Genomic DNA, 16957 nt, shown 5'->3' on the forward strand with positions numbered 1-16957 from the left:
CACCCACCGTGTGGTGCCTGCTCAGATCTGGTTCGTGCCGCCGTCGACGTAGATGTTCGCGCCGACGACGTAGCTGCTCTGTTCCGAGGCCAGGAAGGCCACGACTGCGGCGGCCTCCTCGGGCTGGCCCATGCGGCCCTTGGCCACGGTCGCGGCGACATTCTCCTTGACGGCCCGGGCGGTCTCCTCGTCGCCGAAAGCGGCGGTGCCCCCGGGAGTTTCGATCCATGCCGGCGAGACCGCGTTGACCCGGATGCCACGGCCCTTGAGCTCGTTGGACCACGTCCGTGCGAAGGACCGGACGGCCGCCTTCGACGCCGCGTACGCGCCGAACGCCTCCACTCCACGGTCGCCGGCCGTCGAACCGACCAGGACGACCGAGGCTCCGTCGTTGAACAGCGGCAACGCCTTCTGCACGGTGAACAGCGTGCCTCGGACGTTGACCGCGAAGGTCTGGTCGAAGTGCTCCTCGGTGGTCTGTTCCAGCGTCACGAACGCACCGACCGCAGCGTTCGCCACGAGCACGTCCAAACCCTTGCCTCTCGCCCGGACCGCCTCGTAGAGCCGGTCCAGATCCTCCGGCTTCGAGATGTCGCCGACGACCGCAGTGGCCCGGTCCGCTCCGATGGTCTTGACGGCGGCCTCCAGTTCGGACTCGCGTCGGCCGGTCACGAACACGTACGCGCCCTCGTCCGCCAGCCGTACGGCGGTGGCCAGACCGATACCGGTGCTGCCCCCGGTGACCACCGACGTCTTGCCTTCCAGCTGTCCCATGTGAGTGTCTCCGTCACTGTCTCGATGCCGATCCGTTCGACATCGATACTGCGGGAGATCGGGGATACTATCCATAATGCAGAGTCCGGCGTTCTTTACGCATCGTCCAGGAGGTGTTGTCGGTGCTCGGATTTCGGGATCCAGTGGCTGACGCGATCGGCCTGCTCCGGCCCCACACGGTGATCGGGCCCAGTCTCCTGGCCGCAGGAGAGTGGGCTTTGCGCTTCGACACGTTCTTGCACGTACGGATCGGGGGCCTCGTGCGCGGAACGTGCTGGCTGATCCTCGAAGGACACGAGCCGGTGCTTCTGCAGGAGGGTGACACCTTCATGCTGGGCAACCCGCCGCCTTACGTACTGGGCAGCACGCCCGACGCAAGCCCCCGCCCCGCGGAGCCGGTGTTGGCGGGTGCCGAAGACGGGTTCGTGCGGATCGGCCCGGAGTCCGAGGAGAACCTCTACCTCTGCGTCGGGCACATCGCGTTCGACGACGAGAACGCGGCCCTCCTGACCGATCTTCTGCCGCCACTCGTGGTCGTCCGCGTCGCCGATCCTCATGGCAGGCGGCTCGCGCAACTGATCGATCTCCTGGCCACCGAGGTCGGGGTCGCCGCCGCCGGCGGCCCTCTGGTGCAGAACCACCTCGCACAGATCCTGCTCGTGCACATGCTGCGTGCACACGCCGGTCAGACAGACCGGCCCACCGGCTGGCTGGGCGCCCTGAACGAGGACGGCATCGGTGCCGCCCTGCGTGCCGTGCACGCGGACGTAGCCCACTCCTGGAGCCTCAAGGAGCTCGCCGAGATCAGCCACATGTCACGTTCCACGTTCGCCCAGGCCTTCAAGAGCCACGTCGGGGTCCCGCCGTTGGAGTACCTGATCCAATGGCGCATGAGCCTCGCCCGCGACGCCCTCGCCCGCGACACTCTGTCGATCTCCGAGCTCGCACGGGCCACGGGTTACCTGTCCGAGAGCGCGTTCAGCACCGCGTTCCGCCGCGTGGTCGGCTCATCGCCCGCACAGTTCCGGAACCAGGCACGGCAGCCACCGCACTCGGCCGCGAACGGAAGCTCAAGGAGGCGTCCTGTGCTCAGCTGCGCCGCTCACGCCGACGACGAAGACATCAATACACCGCCCGCCGACACCACTACCAACGACGCAGGCACGCGTCATGAACGCGAATGTGTACCAGCAGTGCCGCGGTGAGCGTCGACGGGGCGTAACCGGCGGGCTCCCGACGGCAGTTGAGTTCGGTGTGAGGAAGGACAACCACGCCGTCGAGGGCCCTGACGGCCTTGCCTGGACCGCCCGCCTGCCGCTGTCGAGCGCCACCTTGAACTATCTCGCCAACCTGATACGCGGCCACTTGAAGAAGACCGGCTCGCGGTGGCGACGGGGTGCCGGTAAGAACCGAGTCACCAGCCGCAAACGGCGATGATCAGTCCTTGGATGGTGATCTTCCTGGGCTGGGCGGCTCGTACACTGACGAAAATGGAGGACCACACGGCCACCGTGATCGGTGCACGTCCGGCGCCCGTCTTGCGGCAGTACGTCGACTCGTATGTCGGCTTCGACCTCCGCGGGCTCCCGACGGGGGTGCACTGCGGCCCGCCGAGCCGCGCGCTCACTGCGGTGATCAGCCTGTCAGATCCTTTGGAGGTGGCGGCGGGCGTCGACGACGGGTCACCGGTCACCCCATTCGACAGCGTGGCCGGCGGTCTGATGTGCCGGTCCGTCGCGATTCACCACGACGGACGCCAGCAAGGTGTTCAGGTATCGCTGACACCGCTCGGGGCCCGGGCCATCTACGGCATGCCCGCCGCCGAACTCGCACACCGACTGGTCCCACTTGACGAGCTTCTCGGAGCGCTTGCCGTCGAACTGGTCGACCGGCTCCGATCGGCGACAACATGGGCGGCGCGGTTCACCGCGCTGGACGAATTGCTCCTCCGAGCTGTCGGCCGTGGCGCCTGCGGCGACCATGTGCGCTGGGTACGCCCCGAGGTAGCCGAGGCATGGCGCCGCCTCGTCGCCGCGCGGGGTTGCGTCCAGGTCGGTGCGGTCGCCGCGGAACTCGGCTGGAGCCGTCGGTACCTCACCGAGCGGTTTCGCGGCGAGGTGGGCCTGTCGCCGAAGACCTTCGCCCGAGTCCTGCGCTTCGAGCACGCGCACGAAATGGCGGCGGCGCAGGACCCGCCCCCGTGGGGCGATGTGGCAACCATCTCTGGCTACGCCGACCAGGCCCATCTCGTCAGGGACTGGCGCGAGTTCACGGGTCGATCGCCGACGGCCTGGCGTCGCGGCGAAGTCCTCCTAGGAGCCGGGTAACCGCCAACCGGCTGCCCGTCACCTCGGCTTCTCTTCCCTTTTCTTCAAGACGGCCCGATCGCTGGCGTGGACGATCGTCGGCATGAGACTCGTCAACCACGAACGCAATGCCGTGGACCTGCGGACCACCCCCGTGCACCTCGGACTGGGATCGAGAGCGCAACCCGTCGAGGGCTTCACCTGGGACTTGGAGGTGCTCCAGGCCTACAGCGCCGCGGTCGCGGCAGACGGCGCCCAGGGCCGGATGGTGATGATCTTCGACGGCGACGGGCTCGGCGACCATTGGGAGAGCCACCCCGCAGGCGACGAACTGGTCGTTTGCCTCAGCGGGTCCGTGACGGTCACCCGCGACGTGGACGGGGTGCCCGACCACATTCTGCTCGGGCCGGGCGAGGCCACCATCAACCCGGCCGGGGTATGGCACGTGGTCGACGTGGAGGGGCCGACGTCCATCCTGGCCATCACTGCGACCCTCGGCACCGACCACCGCCCTCGGACCGACACCCGCCCGACCGAACCCGTCGCGCCCAGCCCGGAGGAAGCGCCGTGACGACACGCATCGCCTGCCTCGGCGACAGCCTCACCCGCGCGCAGTTCAGCGTCGACTACCTGGATCTTCTCGGACGACGTCACCCTCCCGGTGACGTGCAGCTTGCCCGTATCGGCGCCAACGGCGACTTCGCCTACAACCTCTTGCAGCGCCTCGACGCTGTCGTCACGAACCCACCCGATGTGATCACCGTGTTGATCGGGACCAACGACGCCCGAGCGAGCCTTGCCGGCTACCCCGTCGAGCAGGCCATGAAGCGCAAACAGCTCCCCGAGCGCCCGTCGGCCGCCTGGTTCCAACAGTGCCTGGAAGCCGTCGTCGCACGGCTGCGAGCGGACACCGACGCGACGATCGGTCTGCTGTCGCTACCGGTACTCGGCCAACAACTCGACGGAGCAGCGGCACAGGCATCGCTGGCGTACAGCCGGATGATCGCCGAGGTCGCCGCCACCAACGAGGTCGCCTACCTTCCGCTCCACGAACGCCAGATCGAGGAACTACGCCAAGCGGACCCGCCACCGATTTCATACCGGGAGGTGACGCCCGCAGCGGCCGTCGGCGTCCTGGTCCAGCACGCAGTGCTGCGCCGCAGCCTCGACACGATCTCGCGGCGGCGCCGTCTCGTGCTCACGACCGACCACATCCACCAGAACAGCCGCGGCGCCACCCTTATCGCTGAGGTCATCGACGCCGGTCTGCTGACCCACAGCGCGTAACTGGTTCCGGTGCCAGGCCAGTCGGATGCCATCCACCGCGCCGAGGTGGCATCCGATCCAGGCGGTCAACGCCTACGACATCCGGCTCGTCTGGCTTGCGAACCGTCGTCCGGCCTCGGCTCCCCGCACTCGGTCTCCCGCTTCGTCTACTTCGTCACCTTGATCCTCTCGAACACGGTGGACTTCGGCGCCAGGCAGACGAACCAGTCGTAGGGCGAGTGCTTGGGGCTGTGGATGACCGGAACGTCGGCGTTCGCCTCGGTGGCCGCGGACGCACGGCCGACCTTGGTGGACGTGCCGTCCTTCCAGGTGCAGGTGACCTCCCGGGCGGTCTTGGCGACCTGGCCGGTCACCAGGCGCGGGGCCGTGTCGTTCCCGGGGAGCAGCGGGAGCGAGGTGGCTCCGTACTCGCCGCCGGACAGGACGTCGTCCTCAGGTACGACGATGTCCGCGATCTGGGTGGTCCTCGCCTCTTCACCGGTGACCCGGTGCACGAAGTGCGCGACCTTGCCCACCAGTTCGGAGGCCGTGGAGACGTCCTCCGGGTGCTCACCGAACTTGGCCATCGCCGCCAGGGTGGCCTGGGCCTCCGCCCTGTCCGCCGGAGCCTTCCACACGTCGATGTACACCCTCCACGGCACTCCCGCGTCGGTGCCGCTGGCCAGGGTCGTCCGCATGTGCGGCTCGGGTGCCTCCGCGCTGGCGACCGGCGGGCTCGCCGGCGACACCCCCCGGTCCCTGTCACCGGACAGCCCCGTCAGCGCCAGAGCCCCCGTGGAGCCGGCCACGACCAGGGTGGTGGTCGCCACGACCGCCCAGCGACGGGCCTTGCGGCGGCGGCCGCCGCGAATCAGCGCCTGGGCGGGGGCCGTGCCGATCTTCACCTCGTCGGCCGCGTCGGCCAGCAGGAGTGCGATGTCGTGCTGTGTCATGTTGTGGCTCGTCTCCCCGTCCGTGCTCTTCACTTTCGTCCTCCCAGCGTCACCGTCTCCGCCAGTCCCGATATGGCGCGCAGCTTCGCGATCCCCTTGGCCGCGTTGCTCTTCACCGTGCCGACCGAACAGCCCATCGCCTCGGCCGTCTGTGTCTCGGTGAGGTCCTCCCAGTAGCGCAGGACCACTGCTTCCCGCTGCCGTGCCGGCAGTTCGGCCAGCGCCTTCAGCAGCGTGTGGCGGTCATCGGCCTGGGCGATCCGGTCACCGGTGTCGGCCACCTCGTGTGCCAGGCCCGCGTCCTCGCTCCTGGGCGCCAGGAACTCCCGCAGTTTCCTGCGGTACCTGCGGGCATGCGCGTTGATCATCACTCGCCGTACATACGCCTCCGGGGCGTCCGCCGAGGCGACCCTGTGCCAGGCCACATAGACCTGTTCCAGCGTCGACTGGACCAGATCCTCCGCAGCGTGCTGCTCCCCCGTGAGCAGGAATGCCGTACGCATCAGCCGCGGCCAGCGGCCGACGACGAAGGCCTGGAACTCTCTGTCCCCGGCCTGTTTCCGAACCCCCATGAGCACCTCCTAGATGTTCAACAGAGGCTATGAGAGGCCCAGACCGTTGCCTCACCGCGGAATCTTCTTCCGCGTTCTCGTCAGTGTTCGCCGCCTGACATCCTCTGCGGACGGTGGAGGGGTTTCAGAGGGGCTGCCCACCTATCCCATCGGGCAGCCCCTGCGGGCTCCCCATGCCGCACCGGCAAGTGCAAGGTGGCGATCTCCTACCACACCGCCCGCTTGCGCCTCGTATCCCAACTCGCCAAGGCGCTCAGTGTGCCGACCCCCGCTCACCGTGCGGTTGCCCGACGGTGAGTGGCGCGGATCAGCACGGTGACCAGCGCCGCCAGGTCGAGAGCGCCGTCAGGGTCGTCCGCATAGCGGGTGGTCTGCAGCGGCCCCACTTCGTCCAGGCGCGCTCCTTCTCTCTCCAGGACGTGCGCGAGGACCAACAGTGCCAGGCGGGCGTTGCCGTCCGGGTAGGGGTGGAAGAAGGCGACATCGAGGTATGCCCTGGCCGCGCGGGCTGTCAGGGGAACCGACGGGTCGGCGCTCTGGTGCAGGCAGACGGCGAAGTCCTGCCATGTGTGGGGCGTGAGGCCGTATCGTTCCCGGCCGCCCTTGGCGAAGGCGTCGCTCTGACGCAGGCCCACCTCGTTCACACCAAGGACCAGCCTCTGCCAGTCGGCGAGCAGGGTCGGAGTGAGCGGCTCTCCCTGTGAGGCCGCGACGCGGGACAGGGCCATCGCGGCGAGCAGCCGACCGGCACGATCCGGGTCGCGAAGGCGGACCGGACCGTCGAACCAGGCAGCGAGTCCGTCGACGGCCGAGCGCACCGGTACCGGGCCTACGCTCGCGGCCGAGGACCAGTCGACCTGATCCCTGACCTTGCACCACGTTGCCAGCGCGTCATCGCTCACGATAGAACCCGCGACCGGTCAGGCGAATTGCCAGGTCCTCTCCAACCGTGTCGACCAGGGTCGGGGCAGGAGCAACGTGGCTCTTGAACCGGCCGCCGATAGCGGCTTCCACCGCCTTCTGCGCCTCTTCCAGGCCCAGGCCGGTGGAGGTGAGGAACCAGGTCAGCGTCGTCTCGCAGAGCCCGTACCAGGACGACTCGGCGTGGGTGCTGCTGACGACCGCGGTGACCAGGCGGGTCACCGCGCGTTCCAGATGCCAGCTTCGGTCCTCGGCGTCCGCGTCGGGATGCGGTGCAAGCTGCTCGAACCGCTCGGCCACGTCCTCCAGCCAGTCACGCCACTCCAGCAGGCAGGCCACGACGCGTTCGGCGGTCTCCTGTGCCTCTCCAACCGAGTGCGCATCGCAGCACCAGGCGTCGACCGGACCACCGTTGTGGACCGAGTAGTCCCAACCGCGGGCCCAGCGGCCGTAACGGGACACCAGGAGCACGGTGACCTTGTCGATGAATCGAAAGCCCGCCATCCGGTCGGGATCAGCCGTCCGGTCGGCCTCGGAAGGCACCATCGGGACGACAAGCGCCGTCAGCTGTGCCGCCTCATCGTTGTCCCAGTCGAAAGCGTTCCGGCCGGGGTCGGCGGCAGCCCAAGGCAGCGACCAGGCTCGTTCGCGGTGGATGGACGTGGCGTACCCCCGAAGTCAGACGTGACGGAACAACCGACCGATCATGCCCACGAGGCCGAGACCTGTCACCCCAATTTGTTGCCCCTTCCGCCCGGCTGCTTTTCACCCGCGCGTGGCCTTATCGACGACTCACGACAGCAGTTGTTCACGACCTCGGGAGGCTCTCGGCCCGGGCCGTAGTCGATGTTCACGAGAACGGGAGGCACCTTCTGAACCTCTCACGCGGCGGGTGGAGGCAGTCGTCGGCCGGGCCGCGCGTCGGCGTCAGGGCGCCTCGTAAGGTGGTCTGATGTCCGATCGTTTGGAGATCAGGGTGTTGCCGCCGGGATCCCGGTTCGCTGCGCAGGTGCGGTTCTGGGTCAACGGCGAGGACATCGTCGAAGAGGCGGTCGACGAAGGCGGCCGCGGACCGTACGCCGCCGATATGCTGCCGGCGGGGCGGCCCAGCCCTCTCCGGGCGACCGGCGAGGCCCGCCGCCTGGAGCTGGGGGAACCCGACTGCACCGGCGGGTGCTGCGGCTTCCTCACCGTGGTCGTGCAGCGATTCGGGGAGATCGTGCAGTGGTCGGACTGGGAGGCCCCGAATGCGGCGCACGCCCCCACGCCCCACCCCCCGCCGGAGCTCCACTTTGATGCGGGTCAGTACGACGCCGAAGTCGCCCACGCTGAGGCGAACCCCTGGTGGCAGGTGCACCCCTAGGCCCGACAGGGCACTACCCCGCCCGGCTGCGGACCCACACCGGGCCCGCGCCCTTGGTCGACGAGAACGCCTCAGCAAGCCCAGGTGCCGTGGAACTCGCGAACATTCCGGCCAGGCCGCGACCGCCAACCGCCTCCCGAACCGACGTCGAAGTGCCGCTCGTTCTCGGGCTCTGGCCCACGTTCTGTGGAGGGCTCACCGACAGTGATGTCGGTGGCTTGTGGTGAGATGGCCGCGCTCTGTCAGCTGCCTGGTGGGAGATCGTTCCAATGCCTGTGTACCCGTCGCTGACCCGTGCTCTGGCGGAGGCTTTGGCCGATGTTCTCTGGTTCGTTGAGGGGTGCGAGGACGAGCAGATGGATCCGGATGACGCGGTCAAGGTCCTTGAGGGTGTTGCCCATCTGATGGCTCAGCTGTCGAGTGATCAGCGAAGCGAGTTCATCGACCTACTCGGTTCGATGGCTGCCGAGGAAGCTGATCCTTCGCGCCGCGAGTTCTTGGAGGGCTTCCCTCAAGGTTTCGGACTCGTTGAGGACGACACCTGACCTGTGATCTATGCATCGAGCAGGACGCGCTTGCGGAGGAGTTCGAATCCCGCGCGCCCGAACATCTGGCGTTCGAGCATCTTGATCCGGTTGACGTGGCCTTCGACCACACCGGAGTTCCAGGGAAGTGAGAGGCCGGCGATGGCGGCGTCGAGGTCACGTTCGAGGTGCTGGGCGAACCGGCGGAGACTGGGCAGGTCGGTGGCCGCTGCGATCCATTTGGGTAGCTGGTCGCCTTGCAGCGGGTGAGCATGTGGGCGAAGGAGCTCACGTGCTCGGCGAGCGCTACCAGTTCACGGCAGTTGACCAGGACGGCCTTGAGATGAAGTCGGTCGTCCTCGTTCAGGGCGTTGGGGTGGCTGAGGATCCAGCGTGTGACGGTTCGGGCCGATGACGGCCGGGGCCCGACCGGCTGAGGCTTGCCGCGCAGTGTCCTGCTGACATAGTCGCGGACGCTGGCGTACCAGGCGACGTCGTCGTCCGGACTGAGGCGGAGGCGTCCAGGAGCTGGCACCAGGACGTTGCGCCGAAGCTCAGCATCGAGCGAAGGCCGCCAGGCTGTCGGGCAGTTCCGGTTTTGACGATCAAGTTCGAGGGAGCATTCGAGCGGTCAAACCCGCGACCTGGAGAGCTCGGCGGTAGGCGTCACTTGAGTCTTCTGGTGGTGGGTAGGTGTCCCAGCAGTAGCGCGGCGCACGCGCGTGCGGAGCGTGACGAGAACGCATGGCCGCGCCCGGCTGATCGCTAGATCCTCGAACGTCGGCTGAAGCCTGGCCGGGCGGGCGGCTGTCGAAAGGTCAGGCGGTGGGAACCGCCTGCGGATAGAGCACGCTCGGGTCGGCGGACAGGGCCGCCTTTAGCTGGACGCAGTTGTTGTCGGCGAGGATCTCCATCTTCCCGGCCTCGATACCGTCGAGGGCGGCGCGCACGACATCGGCGGGGTCGTTCTTCTCCACGTCCCACCCGGCCATCATGTCGGTGTCGGTGCTGGCCAGGTGCAGGCCCGTCACCGCGGTTCCCTGGCCCGCGAGTTCGAGGCGGATGCCGTTGGTGAGGCTCCACGCCGCCGCCTTCGACGCGCTGTAGGCGTTGGCCCCGTCGTAGGCGAGCCAGGACATCGCCGACAGGACGTTGAGGATGGCCCCGCCGCCGTTGGCGGCCAGGACGGGAGTGAACGCCCGGACCACGTTGAGGGTGCCGAAGTAGTTGGTGTCCATCTCCAGCCGGATCTTCTCGGGGTCCCCGGTGACGAGGTTCTGCTGGGTGAAGACGCCAGCATTGTTGATCAAGAGGGTGACGTCCGAGGCCACGCCCGCCACGGCGGCGACCGAAGCCGGATCGGTGATGTCGAGCCGCAGTACCTCCACACCGGGGAGGTCGACGAGGTGGGGGGTGCGCGCGGTCGCGTACACCTTGGTGGCACCCCGGTGCAGGAGCTGTTGGGCGAAGTGCCTGCCGATGCCGCGGTTGGCGCCGGTGACGAGGGCGACGGAACCGGTGATCTTCATGGGGAGTCTCCTGGCAGTGGTGAGGTGATTCCTGTCCGGGCTGTTCACGGGCGACGCTAGAACCTGACATTGACGTCAGAGGCAAGGAATGTGATCCAGGCCATGGAGGGGGCGTTGATGCGCATCGGTGAGCTGGCCTCAAGGGTGGGCGTAAGCGTGCGGGCACTGCGCTACTACGAAGAGCAGGACCTGCTGGCCTCGGCGCGCAGCCCCAGCGGCCAGCGGCAGCACCCGGACAGCGCGGTCGACCGCGTCCAGCTGATTCAGCAGCTGTACTGCGCAGGGCTTCCGAGCAGGGCGATCCTGGAACTGCTGCCGTGCGTCGAGACCGGTGACGTGACCCCCGCGCTGCTCGACCGGCTGTCGGCCGAGCGGGACCGCATCGATACGCAGGTCAGCACCCTGGTGAAACCCCGGGACCGGCTCGACGCCATCATCACCACAGCCTCCACAGCCAGGAGCGCGGGCCGGCCCTGCCCTCGTTGAGCAGCACGCCTTCCCCAGGCGTGCGGCAGTGCTTGTCCGCCCGACGCAGACGGACGCCCGTCAGCAGGCGTCACTTGAGTCTCTTGGTGGTGGGCCGTCCGTCCCAGCGGTAGAGCGGGGTCGCGCGGCGGATGAGCATACGGAGCGTGACGATTGCGGCGGACAGGCAGAGGTAGAAGTCCACAGCGCATTGGCGTTTCTCGCTGCAGTGGCGGATCTTGCCGAAGCCGTTCATCCATGCGTGGCTCCGCTCCACGACCCACCTCTTGCCGGCCTGGATCGGTGCGGGCACGCCCTTGCGGCCGATCTCGCCGGTGAAGCCCAGTTCATCGAGCGCGGCTCGGGTCTTGTCACTGTCGTAGCCCCGGTCCAAGTTGACGTTGACCTGCTCGGGAAACACACCGATCTACTTCTTCGCGGCCTCCAGGGTGGGCACGAGCAGCGGGGAGTCATGACGGTTGGCCCCGGCCGAGACGAGACCGATCGGGACGCCGCGGGCTTCGGTGGCCACTGAGCGCTTCAGGCCCTGCTTGCCCCGGTCGACCGGGGAGCGTCCGGCTCTCTCGCCGCCGCAGGGAGCCTTGGTGATGCACCCGTCGACGGACAGCTCATGGAGTTGGAGGCCGATCATGCGGTCGTACGCCTGCACGGCCAGCTCGTGCACCTGCTCGGCAATGCCCAGCTGTTTACCAGTACTTGACGCGGCGTCGGATGGTGCGGTCGGAGCACTGGCGGTCGGCGATCCGCTCGTATCCGGAGCCGTGCACCAGGGCGGCGCTGATGCGCTCGAAGACAATCCGGTCCGGGATGCGCGGGTTGTGGCAGCCGAGCGGATGGGTATCGACATGCTCGGGCAGCAGCGGTGCGAACTGGTCCCACAGGGGTTCGAGCAGGCATGATGGCAGGACAGGAACGAGCCCTCCGGTGATCACTGAGCGTCAAGAACTCCATGATCACCCAGGCTCGTGCCTGTCTTGCCTCCGGGTCATCACACGGCCATTAGCCACACCTACCGCCGGGCACTCCTAGACCGTCGCTGACGGCACCAGCGACACCACCAGAACCGCCGCGAGGCAGCCCGCGCCATGCCCGCCCGACGGCGCAGGCCCGGCCGCGCTCAACGACCGCTCTCCCCCGGCTTCCTACCGGGCATCGCGCCGAACCGGCCGACTGCCATCACCCACACACATGGCACCGCTCCATCAACCGAAATGATGCCCCCCGCCGGCGGCCGGACCGACCGCCACAGGTCACCCGCGCGATCCAGCCAGCTGATCAGAAAAGCGAAGATCGAGGAGAACCGGAGCATCGCACTATGCAAGAAGTACGGCGTACAAAAGCGCCGTTGGCGCCACTCCTGTCCCTGATGCCGCACCGGATCCGCCCGGGCGGACATGGCCGTGGCAGGGCCGACGCAACCATGGCCTCAGGGAGAGGACGAACCGTCACGGGCATCATGCGGCAGATCCTCGACTGGACCCGACCCACCAGGCACCATCCCGTCACACTGCCGCGGACGGACCCTGCCGCTGCGGCCAGGCCCTCACCCGGCACCTCGGCAAGCGGCAGACCGCGCCGCCGACACTGCCCCCGCTTGTCAGACAGCAATGCCCCCCTCGTACCGCGCCCATGACGCCGATCCGGGCCTAGGCGAACTGCCCCTGGCCGCGGTGACGGTGGCCGCGAGCACGCTGCTTGGCGCAGGGCGATGACGACGGCCAGTTCCGCTCCCCCGCATCCCCCCGCATCCCCTGCGTCCGTCCTGCCGACGGACCGTGTGGAGGCGGCACCTGCTGCTCAGCGAACACCGCCGCGGCCCTGGCCGGGCCCCTCGCTTGTCAGGATGCCCTCGACAGGACCCCGACCTCGTCACCGAACCCGACCGCGAAGCGCCCGCCCGGTGCCGTCGCGAGTGAGTGCACGGGGAATGGGAGCAAGTGGTCGCTACCGGCTGGGCACCCTGCGGTGAGATCGCGGAACCGCACGGTGCGGTCGTCGCCGAAGGCCGCGACGAGCCGTCCGTCGGCCATCGCTGAGACCGCCAGCGTGTTGCCGGAGCCTGACTCGGCGGCCTGGGCGTCGCGGATCTGCTGCCCCGTGGACAGGTTCCACACGCGTATCGTCCGGTCCCGGCCCCTGCTGATCGCGACGGGAGCTCCGTCCAGGGTTGCGGTGGCCACGGCGGTCACCCAGTCGGTGTGGCCGGTCAGGGGTTCGCCGAGCTGCCGGCCGGTGGCCAGGTCCCACAGTCGCACCGTCTTGTCCCAGCTGCCCGTCACTGCCACGGGCCGTCCGTCGAGGACCGCGGTGGCGACGGCCGTGATGCGGCTGGAGTGGCCGGTGAGAGGTGCGGCCAGCGGCTGTCCGGTGGTGAGGTCCCAGACGCCCACGACGCGATCGCTGCCTGCGGTGAGGGCGACGGGCAGGCCGTCCAGGTTCGCCGTGGCCATGGCCAGGACTCTGCCGTGGCCGCTGGGGAACGGACGGTGCACGGTCCGGCCGGTGGAGAGCTCCACAACGTGCAGGGTGGCGTCGGGAGTGGCCGTGACGACGAGCGAGTCTCCGCCCACCACCGCCGTCGCCATGGCGGACACCTCTGCGCTCAGGGAGTCGCAGGCCTGAGAGCCGGTGGTGAGGTCCCAGGTGCGCACGGTGTGGTCGGCGCCCGCGGTGACGACCACGGGGACACCGTCACAGACCGCTGTGGCGACCGCCAGGACGGATCCGGTGTGTCCGGCACGCAGCTGGCCGCCGTCCCCTTGGGCGGCGGTGACGTCCCAGGTGCGCACCGTGTGGTCCTCCCCTGCGGTGACGGCGACGCACCGTCCGTCCACCACGGTGGTGGCGACGGCCCACACCTGGCCGGTGTGCCCGGTGAGGGGCTCACCCTCCTGTTCACCGGTGGCGAGATCCCAGACCCGTACGGTGCGGTCGCGGGATGCCGTGACCGCCAGGGTGCGCGGCCCGACCTGGGCGCTGTCGATGGCCCACACCCGATCGGTGTGACCGGCCAGCACCCTGCCCGCGGCCGACGCGTCGAGCGCGTGCCGAGGCGTGACGGTGCCGTCCGGACCGGGGACGAGGGAGACGGGCGTGTCCCCCAGCACCAGGCTCCGGGAAGCGTCCCTCACCCGGATTTCCCAGCCGGACTCAGCGACGACCAGACCGTTCGTCCGGGCGGAGAGCAGACTCGCCAGGTCGACGAGGTCTCCTGGACCACCCTTGACCAGCTCCTGGCCCGCGGTTGCTTCCACAGGGATGCTGCGCATGCTCCGCGTACCGCCAGGGCCCGCGGAGTCCATCGGGCTCGCCGGCAGGTCCCACAAGCGCAGCGTGTGGTCCACGCCCACGGCGAGCGCGACACTGCGCCCTTCCAGGGTCAGGGTCGGGGACGGGCCGTAGGGAACGAAGACGGGGACGAGGTCGCCGACGAGCTCCGGTGGGCCCTCGTAGTGGGTGTCGAGGACCACGACCCGGCCATCGACGACCGTCAGGGTTGACACTGCGTCCATGGACGCCAGGGCTGACACTGCGTGTTCGTACTCGGCATCCGCCAGCAGCTCCCGCAGGTCGGCTGCCAGAAGCACGTGGCGGTCCAGATCCCACACACGGCCCGCCCGGCCCTGCTCCTTGGTTACGGCGATGTCCCGCCCGTCGAGTGTCCACGGTCCCTCAGCCGACAGGCACTCGCCGACCTCGCGTCCGGTGGCCAGGTCCCACACCTGCGCTTCGTGGTCCGGGTGGCACGTCACAACAACCTCGCGCCCATCCAGCTCCCCTATGTCCACCATCCACGGGAACACTCCCAGCCGACTACCGGTCGCCTGGTCCCACACACCCAGCGTCCGGTCCGCCTGGACGGCCAGCACCACGCGCCGGCCGTCCAGGACCAACTGCGCCAACCCCAGGGCCAGTTCGCCCGCAGAACGCCCCGTCGCCGGATCCCACAGTCTCCCGGTCCCGTCGACGTGGCAGGTGAGGACCAGGGGCTGCCCGTCGACCACCACCGTGACCAGGGCCACCAACTCGGGCGACAACGACGACATGAGGTCGGCAGGAGCTGCCGTCAGCGTATGCAGCCGCTCCCCCGTCGCCAGGTCCCAGACACACACCGTCGCATCACGACTCGCCGACACGACAACCGCACGCCCGTCGACGACCGCCGTCGCCACCGCGACCACGGGGGCGTCGTGACCGTTCAAGGAGCGGAGCAGCCGAGGATCGGACGCGGAACCGCACATCCACTCCGCCCGCCAAGAGGCCGCCTCATGCGAGGAAGTCACTTCCCGGGACACGTGATCAGATCTTTCCGTCATGGCCCCCAAGCTATGGGGCCGCACTGACAACAACCCTCGGAGAGCGGGCCGCTCGGCATGGAGTCGAGGCCGCGTCCGCGTTGGTGTTCAGATTCTGCGCAGTCGCGCACTTCAAGGCCGTCGGGCCGGACATACACGCCGCACCCGGGTAGTGGTGGCGCAGTTCGCTCAGCACGCGCGTCGACAGCCCTGACGTCCCACGATGAGCCGCCGAACTCGGTCTACCACGGTGGGCGGGTGTCGCGGCGGGCTTCCGGGGTCTGCTCGGGCAGAGCCGTGTCTTGGTCGGTGCGCAGCAGCATGCCCGGGTCGGGTTCGAAGTCCTCATTGGGCGGTGCCGGCTGGTGGAAACGCTCGGTGCGCGGAATGGTGACTTCCACCAGCCGGCCCTCCTGGAACATCCATAGCCCGAAGCAGTCGTCGTCCTGGTCGCGAAGCAGAACTTGCACCGTATGCGGATGCGGCCACGGCAGCGACTCCAGGTGCTTGAGCAGGCCTTTGCGGGCACGCACTTTCTCGAGCTCCAGGGCCCACCCGAACTCGTAGCCCCAGTGCCCCGCTAGCGGGATGAAGCGGCCTCGCCACATGCGTTCTGGATCGTCCTGCGTCAGCGGTTCCATCACCTCGTCCGACCAGCGGGCGAGCACGATGACCTCGGCATCTCTACTCATGCCGGAGTATCACCGCATCCGTCCAATCCACCGCAACCAAATTCCTCAACCGGCCGACGCAGGAAACGGTGGGCCGATTGGCAACGAGCTCTCAGTGCCAGCGAGCCCAACGACGGCCGCCTTCGGAGAAGCCCATCTGCGCCTAAGCCACGGCCGTGATCTGCTCACACCTCTCATCGGACAGGCCCTGGGCGAGAGCCCTCGGCGACGGAGCTGCACAACACACACGAAAGGTCGGGCCCGTCACCACGGGGGGAGTAACGGGCCCGACCTGAATCCACGGTGCCATACCCTTCCCCAACACGCGCGGTCTGCGGGCGAAGTCGCCGCGGGATGGCGCGACTTCGCCCCAACCCGAATGCGCTACGCCCGGGCCTGGAGCAGCGCGAGAGCAACGGCTGCGTACGCCCAGGAGCGGTCCCAGACTGCGAAGGAGTCGGTACGCATCCGCCTGGCCTTCTCGCTATCGACCCGGTGCTGCACACGGGAGACGCAGCCGGATCGATCCGAGGCTGTCTTCTCAGAGTTGGCGCAGAACACTGACGACTTTGCCGAGAATCTGGGCCTGGTCGCCGGGGATCGGCTCGTACGCGGAGTTGTGGGGCATGAGCCACACCTGGCCGTCCTGTCGGCGCAGCTGTTTGACCGTGGCTTCGTCTTCGAGGAGCGCGGCGACGACATCGCCGTGATCGGCGCTGTCCATGCGGCGGACGATGACGATGTCACCGTCGCAGATCGCCATCTCGATCATGCTGTCGCCGACTACGGTCAGGGCGAACAGGTCGCCTTCGCCGACGAGTTGTCGCGGCAGCGCGTAGACGTCCTCGACCATTTCCTCGGCGAGCAGGGGTGCGCCGGCGGCGATCCGTCCGACGAGCGGCACATCCACCGCGGGCTCGGCCCTGTCTCCCAGGTCGGGCGCCCACGAGGGGCGTACGCAGTAGGCGCGGGGACGGTGCGGGTCGCGATACAGGACGCCTTTGCGTTCCAGGGCCATCAGCTGGTGGGCGACCGAGGACGTACTGGCGAGCTTCACGGCCTGGCCGATTTCCCGCATCGACGGCGGGTAGCCCTGCCGGGCGACCTGCTGCGTGATGTAGCGGACGATAGCCGCTTGCCGGTCCGTCAGCTCTCTTTCCGCGGTCCGGGTGCCTGGGGGCCGGCCCCGGCGAGTCGGCGCGTTGTTGTCCATGCCAGGCACCTCCGTACAAGATCCGCAGACTGTGACTTTAACTCGCCGCCCCCACGAAGGGAACACTGGTTCGACTTGGAGCCG

Annotated in this window: 18 protein-coding genes and 1 pseudogene; 8 read left to right on the plus strand and 11 right to left on the minus strand. The window is 68.6% G+C overall.

Annotation, left to right across the window (positions count from 1 at the left end; genetic code table 11):
* Nucleotides 1-21: 21 nt before the first annotated feature.
* Complete coding sequence (locus tag ACN20J_RS01810) at nucleotides 22-774, minus strand: SDR family NAD(P)-dependent oxidoreductase (RefSeq protein WP_360067891.1); 753 nt, start codon at nucleotides 772-774, stop codon at nucleotides 22-24.
* Between the two features lie 143 nt (nucleotides 775-917).
* Between ACN20J_RS01810 and ACN20J_RS01815 the strand changes: the two genes are divergently transcribed.
* The 4 genes from ACN20J_RS01815 to ACN20J_RS01830 all read left to right on the plus strand — a co-directional run bounded on the left by ACN20J_RS01815 (nucleotide 918) and on the right by ACN20J_RS01830 (nucleotide 4367).
* Nucleotides 918-1979, plus strand: a complete 1062-nt coding sequence (locus tag ACN20J_RS01815) for an AraC family transcriptional regulator (protein WP_419664967.1) — start codon at nucleotides 918-920, stop codon at nucleotides 1977-1979.
* 285 nt (nucleotides 1980-2264) lie between these two features.
* Nucleotides 2265-3101, plus strand: coding sequence for a helix-turn-helix domain-containing protein (locus ACN20J_RS01820; RefSeq protein ID WP_419664968.1), 837 nt, complete (start codon nucleotides 2265-2267; stop codon nucleotides 3099-3101).
* A gap of 82 nt (nucleotides 3102-3183) precedes the next feature.
* Nucleotides 3184-3651, plus strand: coding sequence for a cupin domain-containing protein (locus ACN20J_RS01825; RefSeq protein WP_419664969.1), 468 nt, complete (start codon nucleotides 3184-3186; stop codon nucleotides 3649-3651).
* Nucleotides 3648-4367, plus strand: coding sequence for an SGNH/GDSL hydrolase family protein (locus ACN20J_RS01830; RefSeq protein WP_419664970.1), 720 nt, complete (start codon nucleotides 3648-3650; stop codon nucleotides 4365-4367). The genes ACN20J_RS01825 and ACN20J_RS01830 overlap by 4 nt, the downstream gene beginning before the upstream one ends.
* A 146-nt stretch (nucleotides 4368-4513) precedes the next feature.
* On the opposite strand, the gene ACN20J_RS01835 is transcribed toward ACN20J_RS01830, so the two are convergent.
* Both ACN20J_RS01835 and ACN20J_RS01840 read right to left on the minus strand, forming a co-directional pair.
* Complete coding sequence (locus ACN20J_RS01835) at nucleotides 4514-5332, minus strand: hypothetical protein (RefSeq protein WP_419664971.1); 819 nt, start codon at nucleotides 5330-5332, stop codon at nucleotides 4514-4516.
* Nucleotides 5329-5871: a SigE family RNA polymerase sigma factor gene (locus tag ACN20J_RS01840; protein ID WP_362302818.1), complete on the minus strand. Its 543-nt coding sequence runs from the start codon at nucleotides 5869-5871 to the stop codon at nucleotides 5329-5331. Before ACN20J_RS01840 ends, ACN20J_RS01835 begins: the two co-directional genes overlap by 4 nt.
* Nucleotides 5872-5970: 99 nt before the next feature.
* Here ACN20J_RS01840 and ACN20J_RS01845 point away from each other — a divergent pair, with 99 nt between their 5' ends.
* Nucleotides 5971-6168, plus strand: coding sequence for a hypothetical protein (locus tag ACN20J_RS01845; protein ID WP_419668813.1), 198 nt, complete (start codon nucleotides 5971-5973; stop codon nucleotides 6166-6168).
* On the opposite strand, the gene ACN20J_RS01850 is transcribed toward ACN20J_RS01845, so the two are convergent.
* Nucleotides 6144-6773: a hypothetical protein gene (locus ACN20J_RS01850; RefSeq protein ID WP_361994841.1), complete on the minus strand. Its 630-nt coding sequence runs from the start codon at nucleotides 6771-6773 to the stop codon at nucleotides 6144-6146. The two genes, ACN20J_RS01845 and ACN20J_RS01850, sit on opposite strands and share 25 nt — an antisense overlap.
* The gene (locus ACN20J_RS01855; RefSeq protein WP_419664972.1) at nucleotides 6763-7338 is read right to left on the minus strand and encodes a hypothetical protein; all 576 of its coding nucleotides are present in this window, start codon (nucleotides 7336-7338) and stop codon (nucleotides 6763-6765) included. Before ACN20J_RS01855 ends, ACN20J_RS01850 begins: the two co-directional genes overlap by 11 nt.
* Before the next feature lie 406 nt (nucleotides 7339-7744).
* On the opposite strand from ACN20J_RS01855, the gene ACN20J_RS01860 reads away from it, so the two are divergent.
* Both ACN20J_RS01860 and ACN20J_RS01865 read left to right on the plus strand, forming a co-directional pair.
* Nucleotides 7745-8155, plus strand: coding sequence for a hypothetical protein (locus ACN20J_RS01860; RefSeq protein ID WP_419664973.1), 411 nt, complete (start codon nucleotides 7745-7747; stop codon nucleotides 8153-8155).
* Between the two features lie 269 nt (nucleotides 8156-8424).
* Nucleotides 8425-8700, plus strand: coding sequence for a hypothetical protein (locus ACN20J_RS01865; RefSeq protein ID WP_419664974.1), 276 nt, complete (start codon nucleotides 8425-8427; stop codon nucleotides 8698-8700).
* 8 nt (nucleotides 8701-8708) lie between these two features.
* Here the strand turns inward: ACN20J_RS01865 and ACN20J_RS01870 are convergent, their stop codons facing one another.
* Nucleotides 8709-8942, minus strand: a complete 234-nt coding sequence (locus ACN20J_RS01870; protein ID WP_373310890.1) for a transposase — start codon at nucleotides 8940-8942, stop codon at nucleotides 8709-8711.
* A gap of 555 nt (nucleotides 8943-9497) precedes the next feature.
* Nucleotides 9498-10208 (minus strand): SDR family oxidoreductase, encoded by a 711-nt coding sequence (locus ACN20J_RS01875; RefSeq protein WP_189845144.1) that lies wholly within the window; start codon nucleotides 10206-10208, stop codon nucleotides 9498-9500.
* A 117-nt stretch (nucleotides 10209-10325) separates the two neighbouring features.
* Between ACN20J_RS01875 and ACN20J_RS01880 the strand changes: the two genes are divergently transcribed.
* Complete coding sequence (locus ACN20J_RS01880) at nucleotides 10326-10694, plus strand: MerR family transcriptional regulator (RefSeq protein ID WP_419664975.1); 369 nt, start codon at nucleotides 10326-10328, stop codon at nucleotides 10692-10694.
* A gap of 70 nt (nucleotides 10695-10764) precedes the next feature.
* Here ACN20J_RS01880 and ACN20J_RS01885 read toward each other — a convergent pair.
* The 4 genes and pseudogenes from ACN20J_RS01885 to lexA form a co-directional block, all read right to left on the minus strand.
* Nucleotides 10765-11623 (minus strand): annotated as a pseudogene (locus ACN20J_RS01885) (IS5 family transposase).
* Between the two features lie 909 nt (nucleotides 11624-12532).
* Nucleotides 12533-15010, minus strand: a complete 2478-nt coding sequence (locus ACN20J_RS01890; RefSeq protein ID WP_419664976.1) for a WD40 repeat domain-containing protein — start codon at nucleotides 15008-15010, stop codon at nucleotides 12533-12535.
* 221 nt (nucleotides 15011-15231) lie between these two features.
* A complete protein-coding gene (locus ACN20J_RS01895; protein WP_189845147.1) occupies nucleotides 15232-15681 on the minus strand; it encodes a hypothetical protein in 450 nt (149 codons plus the stop codon).
* A 520-nt stretch (nucleotides 15682-16201) separates the two neighbouring features.
* Nucleotides 16202-16873, minus strand: a complete 672-nt coding sequence (gene lexA, locus ACN20J_RS01900) for a transcriptional repressor LexA (protein ID WP_419664977.1) — start codon at nucleotides 16871-16873, stop codon at nucleotides 16202-16204.
* Nucleotides 16874-16957: the final 84 nt, after the last annotated feature.

The sequence above is a fragment of the Streptomyces sp. 2-1 genome (genome assembly GCF_048564895.1).
Classification (GTDB): domain Bacteria; phylum Actinomycetota; class Actinomycetes; order Streptomycetales; family Streptomycetaceae; genus Streptomyces; species Streptomyces phaeochromogenes.

Bases quoted from the DNA above. Each gene is read 5' to 3' on its own strand.
- ACN20J_RS01810 (WP_360067891.1), bottom strand. From the start codon at position 774: ATGGGACAGCTGGAAGGCAAGACGTCGGTGGTCACCGGGGGCAGCACC.
- ACN20J_RS01820 (WP_419664968.1), top strand. From the start codon at position 2,265: ATGGAGGACCACACGGCCACCGTGATCGGTGCACGTCCGGCGCCCGTC.
- ACN20J_RS01825 (WP_419664969.1), top strand. From the start codon at position 3,184: ATGAGACTCGTCAACCACGAACGCAATGCCGTGGACCTGCGGACCACC.
- ACN20J_RS01840 (WP_362302818.1), bottom strand. From the start codon at position 5,871: ATGGGGGTTCGGAAACAGGCCGGGGACAGAGAGTTCCAGGCCTTCGTC.
- ACN20J_RS01855 (WP_419664972.1), bottom strand. From the start codon at position 7,338: ATGGTGCCTTCCGAGGCCGACCGGACGGCTGATCCCGACCGGATGGCG.
- ACN20J_RS01860 (WP_419664973.1), top strand. From the start codon at position 7,745: ATGTCCGATCGTTTGGAGATCAGGGTGTTGCCGCCGGGATCCCGGTTC.
- ACN20J_RS01865 (WP_419664974.1), top strand. From the start codon at position 8,425: ATGCCTGTGTACCCGTCGCTGACCCGTGCTCTGGCGGAGGCTTTGGCC.
- ACN20J_RS01875 (WP_189845144.1), bottom strand. From the start codon at position 10,208: ATGAAGATCACCGGTTCCGTCGCCCTCGTCACCGGCGCCAACCGCGGC.
- ACN20J_RS01880 (WP_419664975.1), top strand. From the start codon at position 10,326: ATGCGCATCGGTGAGCTGGCCTCAAGGGTGGGCGTAAGCGTGCGGGCA.
- ACN20J_RS01890 (WP_419664976.1), bottom strand. From the start codon at position 15,010: ATGACGGAAAGATCTGATCACGTGTCCCGGGAAGTGACTTCCTCGCAT.
- ACN20J_RS01895 (WP_189845147.1), bottom strand. From the start codon at position 15,681: ATGAGTAGAGATGCCGAGGTCATCGTGCTCGCCCGCTGGTCGGACGAG.
- lexA (WP_419664977.1), bottom strand. From the start codon at position 16,873: ATGGACAACAACGCGCCGACTCGCCGGGGCCGGCCCCCAGGCACCCGG.